The sequence below is a fragment of the Streptomyces globosus genome (assembly GCF_003325375.1).
Classification (GTDB): Bacteria; Actinomycetota; Actinomycetes; order Streptomycetales; family Streptomycetaceae; genus Streptomyces; species Streptomyces globosus_A.
Genome location: NZ_CP030862.1, coordinates 3401810 through 3419565, shown reverse-complemented (window position 1 = coordinate 3419565; position 17756 = coordinate 3401810). Strand labels below are relative to the sequence as shown.

Here is a 17756-nt window from a genome sequence, read left to right as displayed (position 1 = left end):
GCCGACAGCAACCGAAGGACCGCGAGGAGACGAGCAGTGCACCACCCCCAGGATCCGCGAGACGGCAGCGGCCGCGCCGGGATCCCGCCCGGCCGCGGGGCGATCCGGATCGGGGCGCAGCGCGACAGCGCGGCGGCCGCCGTCTCCGTCCCGGCCTCCGCCGGGACGGAGGCCGGGGCGCACGCCGACGGCGGTGCCGTCGGCCGCCTGGCGACGACGGTCGAGCTGCTGCGGCGGGAGCTGGAGCAGGCGCACGCGGACGCCGCCGGGCGGGCGCTCGTCGAGATGGCCGTCGGTGTGCTGGTGGAGCGGCTGCACTGCGGGCCCACGGAGGCGTCGGCGCAGCTGGCGGACCTCGCCGAGAAGGCCGGCGTCACGCCGCTCGTCCTCGCCGCGGACCTGGTCAACCAGGCGGCCTCGGACCGGATCTCGGCGGTCGCCCGGGACTTCGTCACGGCCTCGGCCGCGGCGCCGGCCGCGGACTCCGTCGGCGTCCGGCTGCGCAGCGCCGAGGCGCACGCCCTCGCCGAGCGGGACACCGAGGCGGTCGCCCGCTCGATGCTGGAGCACGCGCTGCGGCCGCTGGGCGCGGTCGCGGTCGCCGTGTGGGCCGCCCACCCCGACCAGTCCCTCTCGCTCGCCGGCAGCGCCGGGTTCGGCGCCGAGGAGGCCCACCGCTGGCGGCACGTGCCTCCGGGCGTGCCGACCCCCGCCCGCCGCGCCCTCGACGGGCGGGCTGTCGTCGCGTATCCGGCGCTCGCGGACGCCGGGCTGCCCTCGATCGGCCAGCACGCGGTCGGCGGCGGCCGCCTCGCCGTCCCGGCGGGCATCGGCGGACGGCTCACGGGCGTGCTGGAGGTGTGCTGGAACGACCGGCTGCCCGAGCAGTCCCAGCCCCTCCAGCGGCAGTTCGAGGCCCTCGCCGAGCTGTGCGCGGCGACCCTGGAGACATGGGCGGACAGCGGCCGCCCCGCGGGCAGCGAGCACCACGATGCGCAGCTCGACGGGGTACGGGCCCTCGCCGACGGCGTGCTGGACCCCTGCCTGGTCCTGCAGATGTCGCCCGAAGGCGGCGAGGTGCCGGTGCAGTTCACCATCCGGCACGCCAACCCGGCGTTCGTGGACTTCGCCGGGCGGCCGACGAGCGCCATCGTCGGCTCGCGGCTGCTGGAGGCGTACCCGCTCGCCGCGGAGGCCGGCGGGCTGCTGGAGGCTGCCGAGCACGTCTTCGTCACCGGGGAGCCCTTCCGCACCGGGGGCATGACGCTCTCCGCGATGGTCGGCGGGGTGCCGCTGAGCACCCGCGCCAAGGTCAGCATCAGCCGGCACGGCAGCCACCTCCTGGTGGTGTGGCGCCTCGACGACGGCACGCCGCGCGTCGCCCGGCTGCTCCAGCACGCCCAGCGGCTCGGCCGCATCGGCGGGTTCGAGGAGAACCTGCACACCCGGCAGATCGCCTGGAACGAGGCGGTGTACGAGCTGCACGGCCTGCCGCCCACCGCGCTGCCCATCCCGCTGGAGCAGCTTGCCGACCACGCCCACCCCGACGACCGGCACACCATCGGCCGCTTCCTGCGCACCCTGCTGCACCACCGGCGTCCGGCCTCGACAGCGTTCCGCCTCCAGCGCCCCGACGGCGTCGCCCGCCACATCCGGGTGGTCGCCGAGCCCGTCCACGATCCGGACAGCCGGCTCAGCGTCGTCCGCGGCGCCTACCAGGATATCTCCGCCCAGCACTGGACCGAGGTGGCCCTGGCGGCCACCCGCGACCAGCTCGCGCAGACCGAGCAGGAGGCCGCCGAGCGCAGCCGCCTCGCCCGCCAGCTCCAGCACGCGATCATGCCGCCGGCCCGCGGCCCCGTGCACCTGGGCGACCTGCACGTCGCCGTCCGCTACCGGCCCGCCGAGAAGGACCACCTCGTCGGCGGCGACTGGTACGACACCCTCACCCTGCCGTCCGGGGAGATCCTGCTGTGCGTGGGGGACGTCGCCGGCCACGGTATCGAGGCCGCGACGGGCATGGTGGCCCTGCGCAATGCCCTGCGAGGGCTCGCCGCCACGGGGGCCGGCCCTGCGCAGCTGCTGACGTGGCTCAACAGCATCACCCACCAGCTGACCGAGAACCTCACGGCCACCGCGGTGTGCGGGCTGTACGACCCGGCCACGCGGCGGCTGCGCTGGGCGCGCGCCGGCCACCTGCCGCCCGTCCTGCTGCGGGGCGGCCAGGCGGAGACGCTGCCCCAACTCGGCGGGATCCTGCTGGGCGTTCTGGACCAGGCCGAATACGAGGAGACCGAGATCCACCTGTGCCCGGGCGACCTGCTCGTCCTGTACACGGACGGGCTGATCGAGCGCCGCGACCAGTCGCTCCAGGCGTCGCTGACCAGTCTGATCTCGCTGTCGGAGAAGGCCGGACACGTGGACGGCGGCCCCGCGGGCCTGGAGGACCACCTGGACCACCTGCTGCGCTACAGCCGTGCGGACACCGACGACGACACGTGCCTCGTCGGGGTGTTCGTCCGGGAGCGGGAGCCCGGCGGGCGGCCGGACGCCGCGTGATGTTCGCCGCTTCGCAGGATTTTCCGCCGCGGGCGCGCATCGTTCGCCCGTTCGGGGGTATCCGGGGGCGGACCGCCCGCCGTCCCGACGGAGGAACCCGTATGGCCGCGCCCTGTGACGCCCCCTGCCGCCCGCATGCTGCGGCCGGGGCTTGGCCGTGCGGGGGCGGCTTGCGTAAAGTCGAGGGGCACTCTCTGGAGGAACGACACCCATGCCAGCCGAGAACGAGCAGGGAGCCGGTATGACGACCGGACACCCGCAGGAGGCACCGCTGACGGTGCAGGTCCGCCACACGCAGGGCCGCGAAGCGGTCTGCCGTGTGGCAGGGGACCTCGACATCGAGACGCTCGCACCCGCGCAGGAGTCGCTGTCGGGGCTGCTGGGGCAGGGGCCGCCCGTGCTGGTGGTCGACCTCGAGGAGGTCGGGTTCTGCGACTCCTCCGGCCTGAACCTGCTGCTCAGGACACGATCGGCGGCCCTGGAGGCGGGCATCGACTTCCGCCTCGCCGCGGTCGCCCCGACGGTCATGCGCGTCCTCGAACTGACCGGTGCGCGAGCCGTGTTCTCCATCCACGACTCGGTCGACGCGGCCCTCGCGGTATGACCGGCCCGTTCGTACGCGCACCCGGGGGGAATGATCCGGGCGTGCCGGGGCATCCGACCGGACGAACCGCCAACACGGCCAGCACGGCACGCCTGATTCGGAGGGGTACCCGCACATGACGACCAGCCCGGGCACCCTTGACGACGGCCGGCCCGAGGAGAGCACGCTGCCGCCGGGCGGCCAGCGGCGCCGCCTGCCGCTGGCCGGACTCCCCAAGCCGGTGGCGCGCGCCCGCGGATTCACCTCGCAGGCGCTCGACGACTGGTCGTGGTCCGACACCTCGTACGGGGTGGACCAGGGGGTCGTGGAGGACATCGTCCTCGTCGTGGCCGAACTCGTCGCCAACGCCATGCTGCACGCAGGCGGGCCGCTGGAACTGGTCCTGCACGCCACGGAGTCGAGGCTGCGGGTCGAGGTCAGCGACGGCGATCCGACGCTGCCGGCGCCGCGGCGCCCGCACCAGCCGGCCCTGCCCGGCGGGCACGGGCTGTTCATAGTCCAGCGGACGTCCGACCGCTGGGGCGCCGAACGGCACGGCATGGGCAAGGCGATCTGGGCGGAGTTCGACGTCGCCCGGCTGGCGCCCGGCCGCCCCTGAGCCGTGCGGGACAGGCGGCCAGGGCATCCGGCAGTCAGACCGTACGAGCACGCTGCCGCCGAAGCGGCGGGCCGGTGGGCGCACTCCGCCCGTCGGCCCTTTCTCGTGTCCCGGCCCTGCGGGGCTCCTCCCGCCGGTACGCGGCGCCGCCCCGCAGACTCTGTTGAGACGCCGCACAGGCCGGCGCACCGGCACGGTACGCCGTGTACCGTGCCGGTGCGCCGGGAGGTGCCCGCGGGGGCGGTCAGGAGGCGAGCATGCCCTCCCGCAGGCGGGTGAGGATCCGCGAGAGCAGGCGGGAGACCTGCATCTGCGATATGCCGAGCTCGGCGCCGATCGCGGCCTGGGTCATCTCGCTGCCGAACCGCATGGCCAGGATGCGGCGGTCCCGGTCGTCCAGGCGGGCGAGGAGCGGGGCGAGGGTGGTGAAGTCCTCGAAGAGCTCCATGGCGGGGTCGGTCTCGCCGAGCGTGTCGGCGAGGGTACGCCGGCCCGGGCGGGCGGAGCCGGGCTGTGCCTCGGAGTCCGCGGCGGCGTCGAGGGACTCCGAGCTGTAGCCGTTGGCGGCGACCATGCCCTCGATCACGTCCTCCTCGCCGATGCCGAGGTCGCCGGCGATCTCCGCGACCGTCGGGGAGCGGCCGAGGAGGTCGGAGAGCGCCTCCTGGCTCTTGGCGATCTCCGTGCGCAGCTCCTGGAGCCGCCGCGGCACGTGCACGGCCCAGGTGGCGTCGCGGAAGTACCGCTTGATCTCGCCCACGATGAACGGCAGGGCGAGCGTCGTGAACTCGACCCCGCGGTCCGGGTCGAAGCGGTCGATCGCCTTGATGAGCCCGATGGTGCCGACCTGCACGATGTCGTCCAGCTCCACCCGGCCCTGGCCGGTGCGGTTGCGGAACCTGCGCGCGGCGTAGTGGACCAGCGAGATGTTCATCTCGATGAGGGTGCCGCGCACGTACTGGTACTCGCTGGTGCCCTCCTCCAGCGCGCGGAGCCGGACGAGGAAGAGCTTCGACAGCTCGCGCGCGTCGGCCGGCGCCATCTCGCGCGGCGGGGTGTCGGGCGGCAGCAGGTCGAGGGAGCCGGCGGCTCCACCGGCTCCCGGGTCCGCTCCCCGTACCGCCTCGTCGAGGTCGGCCGGGCGGACGGACTCGGCAACTGCTGCGGAGCGAAGCATGGTGAGGCCCTTTCTGCTGACGGCGGACGCTTTCCGCGCCACTGCCCCGCATCCGCGCGGCTAAGCGGTCCGGCTCCGGATTTCCCTGCGGAAGGGGTCGGATTTCGCCACGTCAGCGGCCTTGGGGGTGCCGGAGGCCTCTTCGGGGCGCCCTATGCGGCCGCCCGGGTGTCCGCGGCGACACGCAGCGTGCGCAGGGAGGTGTCGGCGGCGTCGGGGACGATCACGCCGTGGGCGGCGCCGCTCTGCAGGTGGTCGACGACCTCCCCGGTGATCACCTCGCCGGGGGCGACGGCCGGGACGCCCGGCGGGTACGGGCTGAGCAGCTCGGCCGAAATCCGCCCCGCTGCCCGTTCGGCGGGGACGTGCTCCGCCGGGCCGGAGAACGCGTCGCGCGGAAGCACGGCCTGTTCGAGCTCCAGGTCGGAGGGGTCGGGCAGGCGGACGGGCGGCTGCCGTTCCAGGGAGTCCGCGTGGCCGGCCAGAGCCCGGAGCGCGGCGAGCAGCACCTCCTCGGTGGTGTCGTCGTCGGCGTGGGTGATCGACGCGCTGATCCGGCAGGCGTCGGAGCCGCCCGCGTCGACGTGCCGGCGGGCGCGCAGCCACTCGGCGGACTCCTCCAGGGCTTCCAGTGCCGGAGCACGCGCGTGGTCCATGGATCCTCCCCTGGTCGTGGGCGCGGGGGCCGCCCCCCGGCGGTGGGTCGGCCGGGAGGGCTCGCCATGCGTCTTGCCCGGTCCTTCCGGACGAAACGGGGCGGCTCGGGCGGAGCAGGCGGCGAGGCCCGCTGAGCCTCCGCGGGTTCCGGGGACGGGAGGCGGCCCCCGTGGGGGCCGCGTGGCGGGCTCCGCCGTCAGCGGGCCGGCGCCGAGTGGATCAGGCGGATCTCCGCGGTCCGGTATCCGGCGCGGGCGAAGGCGGCCGCCATCGGCGTGTTCCCGGTGTCCGTGGTGGCGGTGACGCGCTGTGCGCCGGCCTCGGCATGGAACCGGGTGATCCAGGCGAGGATCTCGTCGACGTGGCCCCGGCCGCGCATCTCCGGCACGACGCCGAGGTAGCCGACGTTGCGGTGGTACGGGGTCGCGGACGGCACGGCGGGCCCGACGAGCTCGCCGCCGGGGGTGCGGGCCAGGCGCCACCACGAGCGCTCCCCCGGGCAGGACAGGTAGAACTCCATGTCGCCGCGGGCGGTCGCCTCGGCCCCCTCGCGGGCGAGGCTGCGGCGGGTCTCGTCGTCCAGGCTGCCCTCCGCGATACGCCGGAAGGCGTCGAGGAACTCCTCGTCGGTCCCCTCGTGGAAGACCAGCCGCCCCGCGGGCACCGGCGTCCCGCTCTGCGGGGTCCATTCGAGGCGCAGCCGCTCCACCTCGTCGGTCAGGCCGGCGGCGTGCGCGGCGGCGGTCCGCCAGGACACGGCGGCGGTGACGTCCGGCCGGTCGCGCCAGTCGGCGGGCAGCGCCAGGTTGTACAGCGGGGTCGCCGGCGCGCCCTGGGCCGCGAAGGCTTCCAGGCCCGCCTTGAGCAGCCCGGTCGCGAGGGCCGCCCGGTCCGGTACGGAGGCGTCGACGTGCAGGCAGTCCAGGGCCACGGGGTGTCCGCTGTCGGGCCGCCCCCACCACAGCGCCCGTCCGACGATGCCGTCGCCGTCCTCGGCGATCCAGGACCATTCGGGCCGGTACATGCCCTGGGCGAGCTCGTCGCGGTAGCGGTCGGCGGATATCGAGCCGACGGGGTCCCCGACGGTCACCGCCGCGACGCGGTCGAGGTCGGCCTCGGTGACAGAGCGGAAGTGCATTGTTCTCCTGCGAGCTCGTCGGCCGCCGCGGTGTGCGGACGGTCATGCCGCGGCCGGTCCGCGGCCGCGCGGACTTGATGATCACCGAGGGGTCGGCGTCTCCGCACTCCCTTTACGGGCCGGCCTCCCCGCGGCTCCGTGGCGTGTGCGCCTGGCACGCCCGGGCGGTCCGCGTTTGACTGGAAGGCGACACACGCGTCCGCGGGCCGGCGGGATTCCTCCCTCCCGACCGCGCCGGTGCCGCGGGCGAGGCCGGAGGTAGCCGTGAACACGCAGTCGCCGCCCCGCTTCGACCCCACCCGCGTCCCGCACCTGCTGGGCCCCTTCGCCCCCGTCAGCGAGGAGGTCGACGTCGAGGAGCTGGAGGTGAGCGGCCGGATCCCGGACGCCCTCGACGGCCTGTACCTGCGCAACGGGCCCAATCCGCGCTTCACGCCGATCGGGTCGTACCTGTACCCCGTCGACGGCGACGGCATGCTGCACGGCGTCCGCCTCTCCGGCGGCCGCGCCCGCTACCGCAACCGCTTCGTCCGCACCCCGGCGATGGCGGCCGAGGAGAGGGCCGGGCGGGCCCTGTGGGGCGGGCTCGAATCGATGATCACACCGGATGCGGACCAGGTCGGGCCGCTGCTCGCCGGCACCTTCAAGGACCTGCCGGACATCAACGTCGTCCGGCACGCGGGGCGGATGCTGGCCCTCGCCGAGTCGGCGTGCCCGTACCGTATCGACGCGGAGCTGGCGACGCTCGGCCGCGAGGACTTCGGCGGGGCCCTGCCGGCGGGGATCACCGCCCACCCCAAGACCGATCCCGTGACGGGCGAGATGGTGGTCTTCTGCTACGCCCTGGAGCCCCCGTACCTGACCTGGTCGGTCATCGGCCGCGACGGCGCCGTCACCCGCGGGCCGACTCCCGTCGACGGCGCGGACCAGCCGGTGATGATCCATGACATGGCTCTGACCGCCCGATACGTGGTCCTGGTCCTCGCGCCCGCCTTCTTCGACCTGCGTGCCGCCGCGGCCGGGGGCTCCTTCCTCGCGTGGCGGCCCGAGCGGGGCACGCGCGTGGCGCTGGTGCCGAGGGACGGCGGGCCGGTGCGGTGGGCGGAGGGCGAGGCCTTCTGGCTGTGGCACACCGTCAACGCGTACGACGACGGCGCCGGGGCGGACGCCGCGGTGGTCCTGGACTACGTGGAGTGGAGCCGGCTGACCCTGGGCAGCGGCGACAAGGGCGGGGACGGTGCGGCGGAGGTGACCGGCGGGCCGGCCCGCGCCCGCATCGACCCGGCCTCCGGCACCCTGTCCCGCGCGCTGCTGGACGACTGCCGGGTGGAGTTCCCGCGCATCGACGACCGGCTCCTCGGCCGGCCCCACCGCCGCGCCGCGTTCGCCTCCGGGACGGGCCGGGCGGACCTGCTGACCGGCGAGTACGACGCGGTGCGCTGGTACGACACCGGCACCGGCTCCTCGCAGGTGTGGGCGGCGGGCGACCTCGCGGTCGGCGAGCCCGTCTTCGCGCCCGAGCCGGGCAGCGGGTCCGAGGACCGCGGGTACTGGCTGACGTTCGCCACCGACCGCACCGACGGCACGAGCTGGTTCCTCGTCTTCGCGGCCGGGGAACCCGAGTCCGGGCCGGTGGCCCGGGCTCGGATCCCCGTACGGGTCCCGCTGGGCCTGCACGGTTGCTGGCTGCCCTCGGACGGCGGCTGACCGGCGGTCGGCGGGCCCGCCCGCCGGTCCCACGCGGAGTCGCGGGCCGCCGGGTCAGGCGACGGCCGGCCTCTGGGCGGCCAGGCGGGCCAGGTGCGCCTCGCGGAGGTCCTCCCAGGGCGTGCAGTCCTCCGGCGCGGGGAGCCCGTTGGCGGCGATGTCCTCCAGGGCGGCGGCGAACCGGTCGGCGCCGGCCCGGGTGCGGGCGGCGTACGCGCGCACCGCGTCGGCGGCTGCGGGATCCAGCTGCTGCCGGGCGGCGGGGGCCGGCTGTTCGCTCATCGGGAGCTCCTGGGAGTTCAACTGGCTGGCCCCCTTACGGTATCGCCCGGCCCGGCCCGCGGCGGCCCGTACGCGGGATCCCGCCCCCGCCGGAGCGCTCGCCCGCGTGCTCCCGTCCGGCGCGGCCGGGCCCGGCCAGGTGACATGCGTCGGCAAATGCGCGGCCCGCGCCCGGGGGGTCCGTACCGTGTGGGCAGGTGGTGACCGTCACGCTCCGGGGGCGGTCCCGGTCCGGGAGGTGCGCAGTGCGGCGATGGCGGGCTCTGCTGGTGCTGGGCGCCGCGCAGTTCCTGATGGTGCTGGACACCTCGGTCATGAACGTCTCCATCAGCGCGCTGGTGGAGGACTTCGACACCGACGTCACCGCCATCCAGGCCGTGATCACCCTGTACACGCTGGTGATGGCGGCGTTGATGATCACGGGCGGGAAGATCGGCGACATGGTGGGCCGCCGCCGCGCCTTCACCGTGGGGCTGTGCATCTACGCGGTGGGCTCGGCCATCACGGCGGTCTCGCCGGAGCTGTGGGTCCTGACGATCGGCTGGTCGGTGATCGAGGGCCTGGGCGCCGCCCTGGTCCTGCCCGCCCTGGCGGCCCTTGTGGCGGGCGCCTACCAGGGCCGTGACCGGGCCGTCGCCTACGGGGTGATCGGCGGGCTGGCCGGGGCGGGCATCGCGATCGGGCCGCTGCTGGGCGGCTGGGTGACGACGTATCTGACGTGGCGCGTCGTCTTCGCTGGCGAGGTCGTGCTCGTGGTCGCGATGCTGTGCGTGGTGCGGTGGGTGACGGAGCCGCCCCGGCCCGCCCGGCCGCCCCGGCTGGACGGGGTGGGCGCGGTGCTGTCCGCGCTCGGGCTGGGCGGGGTGGTGCTGGGCATCCTGCAGAGCGGCACGTGGGGGTGGCTGGAGCCGCGCGACGCGCCGTTCACCGTCTTCGGCTTCTCCCCCACCCTCTTCGTCGTCGCCGCCGGCGGCGGCCTGCTGTGGCTGTTCCGGATGTGGGAGCGGCGGCGCGAGGCCGGGGGCCGGGACGCGCTCGTCGACTTCTCCCTGTTCGGCGTCCCTCCGCTGCGGGCGGGGCTCGCGATGCTGCTGGGTCAGAACCTGATCCTGCTGGGGCTGTTCTTCGTCATCCCGCTGTACCTGCAGATCGTGCAGGGGCTCAACGCCTTCGAGACGGGCCTGCGGCTGCTGCCGGTGTCCGTCATGATGTTCCTCTCCGCGATGAGCGGCCCGCTGCTCGGCCGGGTGGCCTCCCCGCGCACTGTGGTGAGGGTCGCCATGCTCGTCCTGCTCGCCGCCATCCTCTGGCTGCTGGCGGCGATCCGGCCGGACCTCGACGACGCGTCCTTCGCCGGCGCTATGGCCGTCCTCGGCCTCGGCATGGGCCTGCTCGCCTCCCAGCTGGGCAACGTCGTGCAGTCGAGCGTCGCGGAGGACCGGCGCAGCGAGGCCGGGGGCCTGCAGTACACCGCGCAGAACCTGGGCTCCTCGCTCGGCACCGCCCTCATCGGGTCGGTGCTCGTCGTCGCGCTCTCCGCCGTCTTCGTCCGGCAGATCGAGGACAACCCGGACATCTCCGATGCGGTGCGCGAGCAGACCGGTATCGCGATCGACCAGGGCATCAGCTTCCTGTCCACCGACCAGGTGCGCGCGGCGGCGGAGGACGCCGGAGTGCCCCCTGCGGAGGCGGACGCGTTCGTCGACGAGTACGCGCAGGCGCAGCTCGGGGGCCTGAAGACGGCGATCCTCGCCGTCGGGGGCATCACCCTGGTCTGCCTGCCCTTCAGCCGCTGGCTGCCCGCAGAGCGGCCCGGCAGCACGGCGGAGGCGCCGGCCTCGCCCTGACCTGCCCGCCCGCGCCGCCGTGTCCGGCCGCCTGCCTCACCTGGGACGGGTGAGGCAGGCGGCCGTGCGCGATGGGCACGGTGGAGGTCCGACCGTGCCGTCGCCGGGGCTGCCCGCCTGCGAACACCGGCGCGCCGGGCGGCAGTGAGGAGGAAGCATGGACCCCACCGCACCGGGCCCCGACGAGGGCGGGACCCCCGCCGCGGAACGCCCGCTGACCCCGCAGGAGCGCGCGGAGTACGAACGCTTGCGGAAGTCCGCCGCGGTACGCCACCGGCGGCTGCGCTACACCGGCGCGACGGTCCTGCTCCTGCTGGCGCTGCTGCTGTCGCCGGTCGGCGTCATCGCGGCCTGGCTGCACAACACGGTCTCCGACCAGGACCGGTACGTGCAGACGGTCGCCCCGCTCGCGCAGGAACCGGCCGTACAGAACGCGGTCACCGACAAGCTGACGAACGCGGTGGTCGCGAACGTCGACGTCAAGGCCGTCACCGAGGCCCTTCAGCGGGCCCTGGAGCAGGCGGACGCCCCGCCCGCCGTGGTGGAGAGGTCCGACGCGCTGGAAGGCCCGCTGAGGAGCGCCCTGACCTCCGCGGTCCGCGCCGTCGTGTCGAAGGTCGTCACCAGCGACCAGTTCGAGACGGTGTGGACGGAGGCCAACCGGCGGGCCCAGGCCGCGGTGGAGAAGGTGCTGACCGGTGAGGGGTCGAGCGCCGTCCAGGCCAGCGGGGACACCATCGTGCTGGACATCGGCACGCTGACCGACGAGCTCAAGCAGCGCCTCGTCGAGTCCGGCTTCGGGAAGGCCTCCGCCATACCCGAGGTGAACAAGCAGGTGCCGCTGCTCCAGGTCGACAAGCTCAACGAGGCCCAGGACGCGATGCGGCTGCTGAACACCCTCGGCGTGTGGCTGCCCGTCGCCGTGCTCGTGCTGGCCGCCCTGGGTGTGTGGGCCGCTCCCGCGCACCGGGTGTGGCTGATGGCCACCGCCGTCGGGGTGTTCGTGATGATGCTCCTGCTGCTCGTCGGCCTGGCCGTGGCCCGGCGGATCTACCTCGACTCGGTCCCCCCGGCGACCCTCCCGCCGGACGCCGCAGCCGCCGTGTACGACACGTTCGTACGCTTCCTGCGGCTGAGCACGCGCACGCTCCTCGTCCTGTCCGTGGTGACCGCGCTGGCCGCCTACCTGTACGGGCCCGGGCGCGGCGCCCGGCTCGTCCGCCGGACCGGGGTCCGCTCCACCGGCGCGGCCGGCCGGGCCCTGGAACACCTGGGCATGCGCACGGGCTCCACGGGCCACTGGCTGCAGGAGCACCGGGCGTGGACGACCGGCCTGGTCATCGCCGGCGGCGCGCTCGCGCTGCTGCTGTGGAACTACCCGACACCGGGAGTGGTGGCCCTCGTGTTCGGCATCGTCGTCCTCCTCCTGGTCGTCCTGGGCATCCTCGCCGCGGCCACGGGTGATTCCCGCCGCGGTACGGGCGGGAACGGGACGGGGCACGGATCCGGCCTGCGCCCGGGATGAGGCTGCCCGCGGCGCGGGCGCGGCTGCGGCGGTTCACCGGCCGCCTCATGGAGGTGAACCCGCTGGACAGCGCGTTCCGGCTGGCCGCCCAGACCTTCCTGGCCGCGATCCCCCTCCTCCTCGTGGTGGCGGCGTTCGCGCCGCCGCCGATGAAGGAGCTGATGTCCGAGTCGCTGACCGCGGTCCTCGGCATCAGCGGCGACACCCTCCAGGAGGTGCGCACCGCGTACGGCGCGAGCGGTACGGTGCGCGACGCGTCGGGAGCCGTGGGGATCGTCGTGGCGATGCTGTCGGCGACGGCGGTGAGCCGGGCCCTGCAGGCCGTGTGCGAACGGTGCTGGCGCCTGCCGAAGGCGAGCATCCTCAGCGTGGCGTGGCGCTGGGTTGCCTGGCTTGCCGTGTGGCTGGTGGTGCTGTTCGCTCAGGCGCCGCTGCGCCGCGGCTTCGGGTGGGGGCCGGCGCCCGGCTTCCTGCTGTCGCTGGCGGTGTCCGTCCTGCTGTGGTGGTGGACGCAGCACCTGATGCTGTGCGCGCGGATCGGCTGGCTTCCGCTGCTGCCGGGCGCGCTGCTCACCGGGACGGGAATGGTCCTCTTCGCGTACGCGTCGGGGCTCGTGATGCCGGTCGCGATGAGGCGCGGGTATGAGGAGTTCGGCATGCTCGGCCCGGTCTTCACCCTGCTGACCTGGCTCGTCGCGGCGTTCGTGGTGGCCGTCGCCGGGCTGGCCCTCGGGCAGTGGGCGGCCGGGTCCGCCTGGTACGCACGGCTCACCTCCCGCGGGTGATCCGCCCGGGCCGTCCGTGCCGCACAGTCGGTTCCGGCACCCCTCGCGGGTGCCGGCACTCGGGGAACGCCCACGATCGGAGTCGAAGCCATGACAACCACGCAGACGGGCCGGGAGGGGTACCACCCCTTCGCGAGCGGTCTGGTCGTCTTCGCGTCCGTGATGCTGATCGTCTTCGGCATCCTCGACTTCTTCCGCGGCCTGATGGCCATCGCGCGGAACGAGGTCTTCGTCAGCACGCCCAACTACCTGTTCAAGTTCGACCTGACGGCCTGGGGATGGCTGCACCTGGTCTTCGGCCTCCTCGCCGTCGCCATCGGCCTCGGCCTGATGAAGCCGTCGCGGTGGGCGCGGGTCGGCGGGGTCGTCCTCGCGGGCATCCTGGTCATCATCAACTTCCTGTCCCTGCCGTACTACCCGCTGTGGTCGCTCGTGGCCATCGCCATGTACACCGCCGTCATCTGGGCCCTGTGCGTGGTGAGGACCCCGGACACCGTGTGACTCCGCTTGTGGCCCCGGGCCGGCCCTGGGCCGGCGGCATACGGGGCCCCGGGCCGCAGGCGGGCCTGAGGCCGTGTCGGGAGCGGCGGCCGGGGCGGGTCAGCCGGTCGGCCGGAGCGACCGGACGGCCATCCGGTAGGCGGGCAGCATCGCGTCGTGCTCCGCGGTGTCGAAACCGCCCAGCTGGAGGACGACGGCCTTGCCGCCGGGGGTGACCACCGCCAGGGCGCGCTCCTTCTTCGGCTCGTCGAGCGGTGCCGTCTCGTACCGGGCCTCGACCGCCGGGAGGCTGCTGTCGCCGGTCCCGGCCCGCAGGTCGGCGTAGGCGGGTGCGCCCTTGGCCTTCTCCCCGGCCATGAAGGCCTCCAGCACGCGGCGGGCGTCGCCGGCCGCGGTGGGCGTGTCGGCGACCCAGACGCGCAGGAAGCCGAGGTGCCCGGCCGGCTTGGCGTCGATCTCGCAGGCCAGGGTCGTTCCACCCTGCTTGAACAGGGCGGCGAACTCCTCGTCGCCGGCGTGCGTGACGGCCTTCGGCTTCCAGTCCTGCGCCAGGTCGAAGGCGACGGGCAGCGTGCACGGGCTGCCGGCCGCTCCGGCGGACCCCGCCGGCGGGGCCGCGGAGGCGGCGTCCGCACTCGGCGCGGGCGTTCCCGCCGAGGACGCCTGCGAAGCCCCCGCCGCGGAGGCGCCCTTCGACTCCGCGGGCCCGCAGGCCGCCAGTCCCGCCAGTCCCGCCAACAGAACGGCCGCTTTGGCCGCCTTGCCCCCTGTGCCTCGCACTGCCCGTGTCTCCCCCGCCCGGGCCCCGGACGGGCGTCCGGAGCGAACGGCCAACGTAGCAGCCCGCGGTGCACAGTTCGCAGCGGCCCGTGCCGGGCGCCGGCCGGCGTGGCAGGGTGGCGGCATGTCTCTCGATGTCCGTCCTGCGTCCGTGTTCGAGGACGTGCGGGCGCTGCTCGGTCCGAAGTCGCCCGGTGCCAACGTCTGCTGGTGCCTGAGCTATCGGATCCCGTCCAAGCTGAACAACGAGCTCCGCGGTCCGGCCCGCGGCGCGTACGTGTCCGAGCTGTGCCGGACGGGGCCGCCGCCCGGCGTGCTCGCGTACGACGGCGAGGTCCCGGTGGGGTGGGCCGCCGTGGCGCCGCGCTCGGACACCGCCTTCGCGCGCAGCCGCACCATTCCGCACGTGGACGACGTGCCGGTGTGGTCCCTGTGGTGCATCCGCGTGCGGCCCGGGCACCGCGGGCAGGGCGTCTCGCATGCGCTGATCGCGGGTGCGGTGCAGTTCGCGCGGGCGCAGGGCGCTCCGGTCGTCGAGGCGTACCCGCTGGACAGTGGCGACGCCAAGGTCGATCTGACGATGGCGTACGCCGGTCTGCGGAAGAACTTCGAGCGCGCCGGGTTCGTGTACCGGGCGGACACCTCCTCCGTCCTGGCCGGGCATCCGCGCGTCCTGATGCGGTTCGACCTGCGCTGACGGCCGGCCGGGTCACGTCCGGTCGCGGCCTCCCGGTTCGGGCCGGTCCCCTGCGGGCCCGGCGCCGAGGGCGATCACGGCGCGCGTCCGCATCGGCCCGTCGCCGCGGCGGGAGAGCACCGCGATGCCGTCCACACGGGCGTGGAGCACGCCGATCCGGGCGGCGCACTCGGCGGCCAGCGACTGCGGCGAGCGGGTGCGGCCGAGCGACAGGTGCGGGGTGAAGCGGGGGAAGCGGTCCGTGCAGGCCGGGAAGGGCTCGGCCAGTGCGGCCCGTAGGCGGGTCCAGGGCGCGGTGCCGGCCGCGGCCGGGTCGAGCCACACGGTGGAGTAGGCGCGGTGCCGGAAGGAGCGGACTCCGCACAGCCGCGCATCGAACGGCTCGCACTCGGCGGCCGCGGCGGCGAGCAGCGGCAGGGCGGCGGGGAATTCCTCCTCGGGGACGAAGCCGAAGAGCAGGTTCACGTGCGGCGGCCACCGGCGGATCTGCGGGTCGTGCTCCGCGCGGACCGCCTGGATGGCGGGCCAGAGGGCGGCCGGGGGCAGCCACGGCGGTGCGCGGCGTGGGCGCGGAGTCGAGGCGGCCGGGCGCGGCCGCGGGGGCGGGGGCGAGGCGCCGGGGGGCGGGCACGCCGCCATCATGGCCCGCGCCGCCGGGGTCCGCAGCCTGCCCCGTCGCAGCGGCCGGGCGCACGCCGGTTTCCGCCGCTTCGGCGGCATCGGCCCGGCGTTCCGGGGCACATGGGGAACAACCAGTCCCGCGGATGCGGAGGGGGTGCTCCCGATGACCGGCGCCAGGCCTCTCGCCCTGGTCACGGGCGCGCCGGGCGGCATCGGCCTCGCACGGGCAGGGCTCCGCCGGGCAGGGCCTGTGCGGGCGGGCCCCACCGCGCCGCGGCCTCCTCGGCCGGGGCCGCAGCCGCCGGGCGGGGCGCGATGACCGGCTCCCTGGTGCACTACGCCAACCTCGTCTCCGACCTCGCGGTCGACCCCGCCGAGGGCGGCGCGCTGCGCGCCTGGGCGGAGCAGGCCCCGCGCGAGGTGTGGCTGCTGCGTCCCGGGGACGTGCTGGTGTCCCCGGTGGAGATCGGCGAGGAGTTCCTCGCGTACGCCTGCGCCCTGACGGGCGTCCCCCGGGCGTCGCTCGCCGTGGTCGCCGATCCCGGGGCTTTCGGGGCGGCGGCCGCGCGGCCCGGGCCGCATCCCGCCGTCGCGGCGGTCAGCGCCGCGGGCCTGCGGCAGCCGGCGGCGGTCCTGCCGACCGCCCTGGACGCCTCCGCGGTGGCCCTGGCGCGCGGGCTCGGCGCGTCCGTCCACCCGTACGCGACGGCGGACGACGCCGAGGCGGCGCTCGGGGTGACGAGGCTGCTCAACACGAAGGCCGGATTCCGTGAGGCGGGCCGCGTGCTGGGGATGCGGATGCCGGACGGCCGGGTGTGCCGGCGCGGCGGGGCGGCCGAGGCGGTGGCGGAGATGCTGCGCGCGCACGGCGAGGTGGTGGTCAAGCCCGACCGGTCGGCTGGCGGCCACGGCATGCTCTTCCTGTCGGCGGCGGCCGGGCCGCGGCCGGCGCGCGGCCTGGCCGCGGTCGGCGGGGAGCAGGGGCTCTGGGTGGTCGAGGAGCGGATCGACGCGGTCCGCTCGGTGAGCGTCCAGATGGAGACGGGCCCGGACGGGCCGCGCACCGTGTTCACGGGCGAGATGCGCACTGTGGAGGGCGCGTTCGCAGGCTATGCGGCGCCGCTGCCGGAGGCGTCCGCCGGCCTGGGGGCGGTGCTGGAGGAATGGGGCGGGGCGCTGGGCCGGTACCTCGCCGAGCGCGGGTACGCGGGGCCCTTCGGCCTGGACGCGATGGTGTCGGCGGACGGCGTCCCGTACGCCGGGGAGAGCAACGTCCGGCGTACGGCGACGACGACGCCGCAGGCGATGGCGGCCCGCCTCGCCGCGGCGGCCGGGTACGGGGAGCGGGCCTGGGCGACGGGCCGGGTGCGGGCGGAGCCCGGCCTCCGCTTCGATGCGGCGGTGGCCCGGCTCCGGGCGGAGGGGCTCGCTTACGATCCGGCGCGCTGCGAGGGGGTCGTGCTGTACGCGGGGGCGCCTGTGGAGGGGGCCGCCTGGCGCTATGCGGTGCTCGCAGCGGACCTCGCCGGGGCGCTGTGGTTCGAGGGGCGGCTGCACGCCGCCTGGGCGCCCGCGGGGTGACGGGCCGGCGCGGGGGCCGGAGGGGGGCGGGTGCGGTTCCAGGGGCGCTGCCGTGAGGCTGCGCCGGCCGGGGAATCGCCGGCCGACAGGGCAGGTCGGTGCGGTGCCGGCGGCGGACGCGGGCGGACCGGCGTGCGGGCCGGGCAGGAGCCGTTGCGCGGGAGGCCGGTCAGGCCGGCCGACCGCGGCCGGATGCGGAGACCGGCCGGCGGCCGGTCCGCCCGGAGCGGCCGGCACGTCCGCGGCGGCGGGGTTTGCATGTGACGTGGCGGCATGTGGTCCAGTGGGCGGCGAGCACGGCGACGAGCACACGGGAGGCCGTCGGCAGGATGCCGTACGACTTCTCCCAGGCCCGCGTCCGGTACGAGGAGCGCGTCCTGGAACGGCTGTACCCGGTCTGACGAACGGTGTTCTCCGCCGGCGGCCGCCCGCGGAGGTCACAGGCGACCGGCACGGGCACCCCGGAGCAGGGTCACCCGGGACCTGTCGTCCGGCGGTTTCCAGGGTGCCGGAGGCCTGGTGCGGCCGGCCGTGGGCCGGGCGACACGGACGGGTCGGCCACCCAGGCGGCGAGGGCCTCCGGGTCCGCCGGTCCCGGCGGGCCGTCCCCGGCCGGGCCGGCTGCCGCCGCGTCCGCGGGTCCCGTGGTGCTCATGGCCGGCGGCTGCCCGCCCCGCGCCCGGTGCAACCCCGGTCG

General features: G+C 75.6%; 17 protein-coding genes. 11 read left to right on the top strand and 6 right to left on the bottom strand.

What is annotated here, in order from left to right:
- The first annotated feature begins 36 nt into the window (after positions 1–36).
- The 3 genes from C0216_RS14865 (at position 37) to C0216_RS14855 (ending at position 3761) form a co-directional block, all read left to right on the top strand.
- Positions 37–2559, top strand: coding sequence for a SpoIIE family protein phosphatase (locus C0216_RS14865; RefSeq protein ID WP_246042546.1), 2523 nt, complete (start codon positions 37–39; stop codon positions 2557–2559).
- A 241-nt stretch (positions 2560–2800) separates the two neighbouring features.
- The gene (locus tag C0216_RS14860; protein ID WP_114058677.1) at positions 2801–3163 is read left to right on the top strand and encodes an STAS domain-containing protein; all 363 of its coding nucleotides are present in this window, start codon (positions 2801–2803) and stop codon (positions 3161–3163) included.
- Positions 3164–3278: 115 nt separating this feature from the next.
- Positions 3279–3761, top strand: a complete 483-nt coding sequence (locus tag C0216_RS14855) for an ATP-binding protein (protein ID WP_114055754.1) — start codon at positions 3279–3281, stop codon at positions 3759–3761.
- A 244-nt stretch (positions 3762–4005) separates the two neighbouring features.
- On the opposite strand, the gene C0216_RS14850 is transcribed toward C0216_RS14855, so the two are convergent.
- The 3 genes from C0216_RS14850 to C0216_RS14840 all read right to left on the bottom strand — a co-directional run bounded on the left by C0216_RS14850 (position 4006) and on the right by C0216_RS14840 (position 6733).
- Entirely contained in the window at positions 4006–4938 is a 933-nt protein-coding gene (locus C0216_RS14850; protein ID WP_114055753.1) for a SigB/SigF/SigG family RNA polymerase sigma factor, read from the bottom strand.
- A 152-nt stretch (positions 4939–5090) separates the two neighbouring features.
- Positions 5091–5594, bottom strand: coding sequence for a hypothetical protein (locus C0216_RS14845; protein ID WP_114055752.1), 504 nt, complete (start codon positions 5592–5594; stop codon positions 5091–5093).
- A 197-nt stretch (positions 5595–5791) separates the two neighbouring features.
- A complete protein-coding gene (locus tag C0216_RS14840) occupies positions 5792–6733 on the bottom strand; it encodes a GNAT family N-acetyltransferase (RefSeq protein ID WP_114055751.1) in 942 nt (313 codons plus the stop codon).
- Between the two features lie 264 nt (positions 6734–6997).
- Here C0216_RS14840 and C0216_RS14830 point away from each other — a divergent pair, with 264 nt between their 5' ends.
- Positions 6998–8440, top strand: coding sequence for a carotenoid oxygenase family protein (locus tag C0216_RS14830; RefSeq protein WP_114055749.1), 1443 nt, complete (start codon positions 6998–7000; stop codon positions 8438–8440).
- Between the two features lie 54 nt (positions 8441–8494).
- On the opposite strand, the gene C0216_RS14825 is transcribed toward C0216_RS14830, so the two are convergent.
- Complete coding sequence (locus tag C0216_RS14825; protein WP_114055748.1) at positions 8495–8722, bottom strand: hypothetical protein; 228 nt, start codon at positions 8720–8722, stop codon at positions 8495–8497.
- A gap of 245 nt (positions 8723–8967) precedes the next feature.
- Here C0216_RS14825 and C0216_RS14820 point away from each other — a divergent pair, with 245 nt between their 5' ends.
- The 4 genes from C0216_RS14820 to C0216_RS14805 all read left to right on the top strand — a co-directional run bounded on the left by C0216_RS14820 (position 8968) and on the right by C0216_RS14805 (position 13380).
- Complete coding sequence (locus C0216_RS14820) at positions 8968–10569, top strand: MFS transporter (RefSeq protein ID WP_114055747.1); 1602 nt, start codon at positions 8968–8970, stop codon at positions 10567–10569.
- Positions 10570–10726: 157 nt separating this feature from the next.
- Positions 10727–12094, top strand: a complete 1368-nt coding sequence (locus C0216_RS14815) for a hypothetical protein (RefSeq protein ID WP_246042545.1) — start codon at positions 10727–10729, stop codon at positions 12092–12094.
- The gene (locus tag C0216_RS14810; protein WP_114055746.1) at positions 12091–12879 is read left to right on the top strand and encodes a ribonuclease BN; all 789 of its coding nucleotides are present in this window, start codon (positions 12091–12093) and stop codon (positions 12877–12879) included. The genes C0216_RS14815 and C0216_RS14810 overlap by 4 nt, the downstream gene beginning before the upstream one ends.
- Positions 12880–12969: 90 nt before the next feature.
- Positions 12970–13380 (top strand): DUF7144 family membrane protein, encoded by a 411-nt coding sequence (locus C0216_RS14805; protein WP_114055745.1) that lies wholly within the window; start codon positions 12970–12972, stop codon positions 13378–13380.
- A gap of 99 nt (positions 13381–13479) precedes the next feature.
- Here C0216_RS14805 and C0216_RS14800 read toward each other — a convergent pair whose 3' ends face one another.
- Positions 13480–14118, bottom strand: a complete 639-nt coding sequence (locus C0216_RS14800; protein ID WP_246042544.1) for a lipoprotein — start codon at positions 14116–14118, stop codon at positions 13480–13482.
- 166 nt (positions 14119–14284) lie between these two features.
- On the opposite strand from C0216_RS14800, the gene C0216_RS14795 reads away from it, so the two are divergent.
- Positions 14285–14857 (top strand): GNAT family N-acetyltransferase, encoded by a 573-nt coding sequence (locus C0216_RS14795; RefSeq protein ID WP_114055743.1) that lies wholly within the window; start codon positions 14285–14287, stop codon positions 14855–14857.
- A 12-nt stretch (positions 14858–14869) separates the two neighbouring features.
- Here the strand turns inward: C0216_RS14795 and C0216_RS14790 are convergent, their stop codons facing one another.
- Positions 14870–15403 carry a 2'-5' RNA ligase family protein gene (locus C0216_RS14790; RefSeq protein WP_428985491.1) on the bottom strand — a complete coding sequence of 178 codons (534 nt, stop codon included), beginning with the start codon at positions 15401–15403 and terminating at the stop codon, positions 14870–14872.
- A gap of 390 nt (positions 15404–15793) precedes the next feature.
- Here C0216_RS14790 and C0216_RS14785 point away from each other — a divergent pair, with 390 nt between their 5' ends.
- Together C0216_RS14785 and C0216_RS33475 are read left to right on the top strand one after the other, a co-directional pair.
- On the top strand, positions 15794–17059 hold the full coding sequence (locus C0216_RS14785) for a peptide ligase PGM1-related protein (protein ID WP_114055742.1): 1266 nt from the start codon (positions 15794–15796) through the stop codon (positions 17057–17059).
- 260 nt (positions 17060–17319) lie between these two features.
- On the top strand, positions 17320–17460 hold the full coding sequence (locus tag C0216_RS33475) for a hypothetical protein (RefSeq protein WP_162793077.1): 141 nt from the start codon (positions 17320–17322) through the stop codon (positions 17458–17460).
- Positions 17461–17756 lie beyond the last annotated feature (296 nt).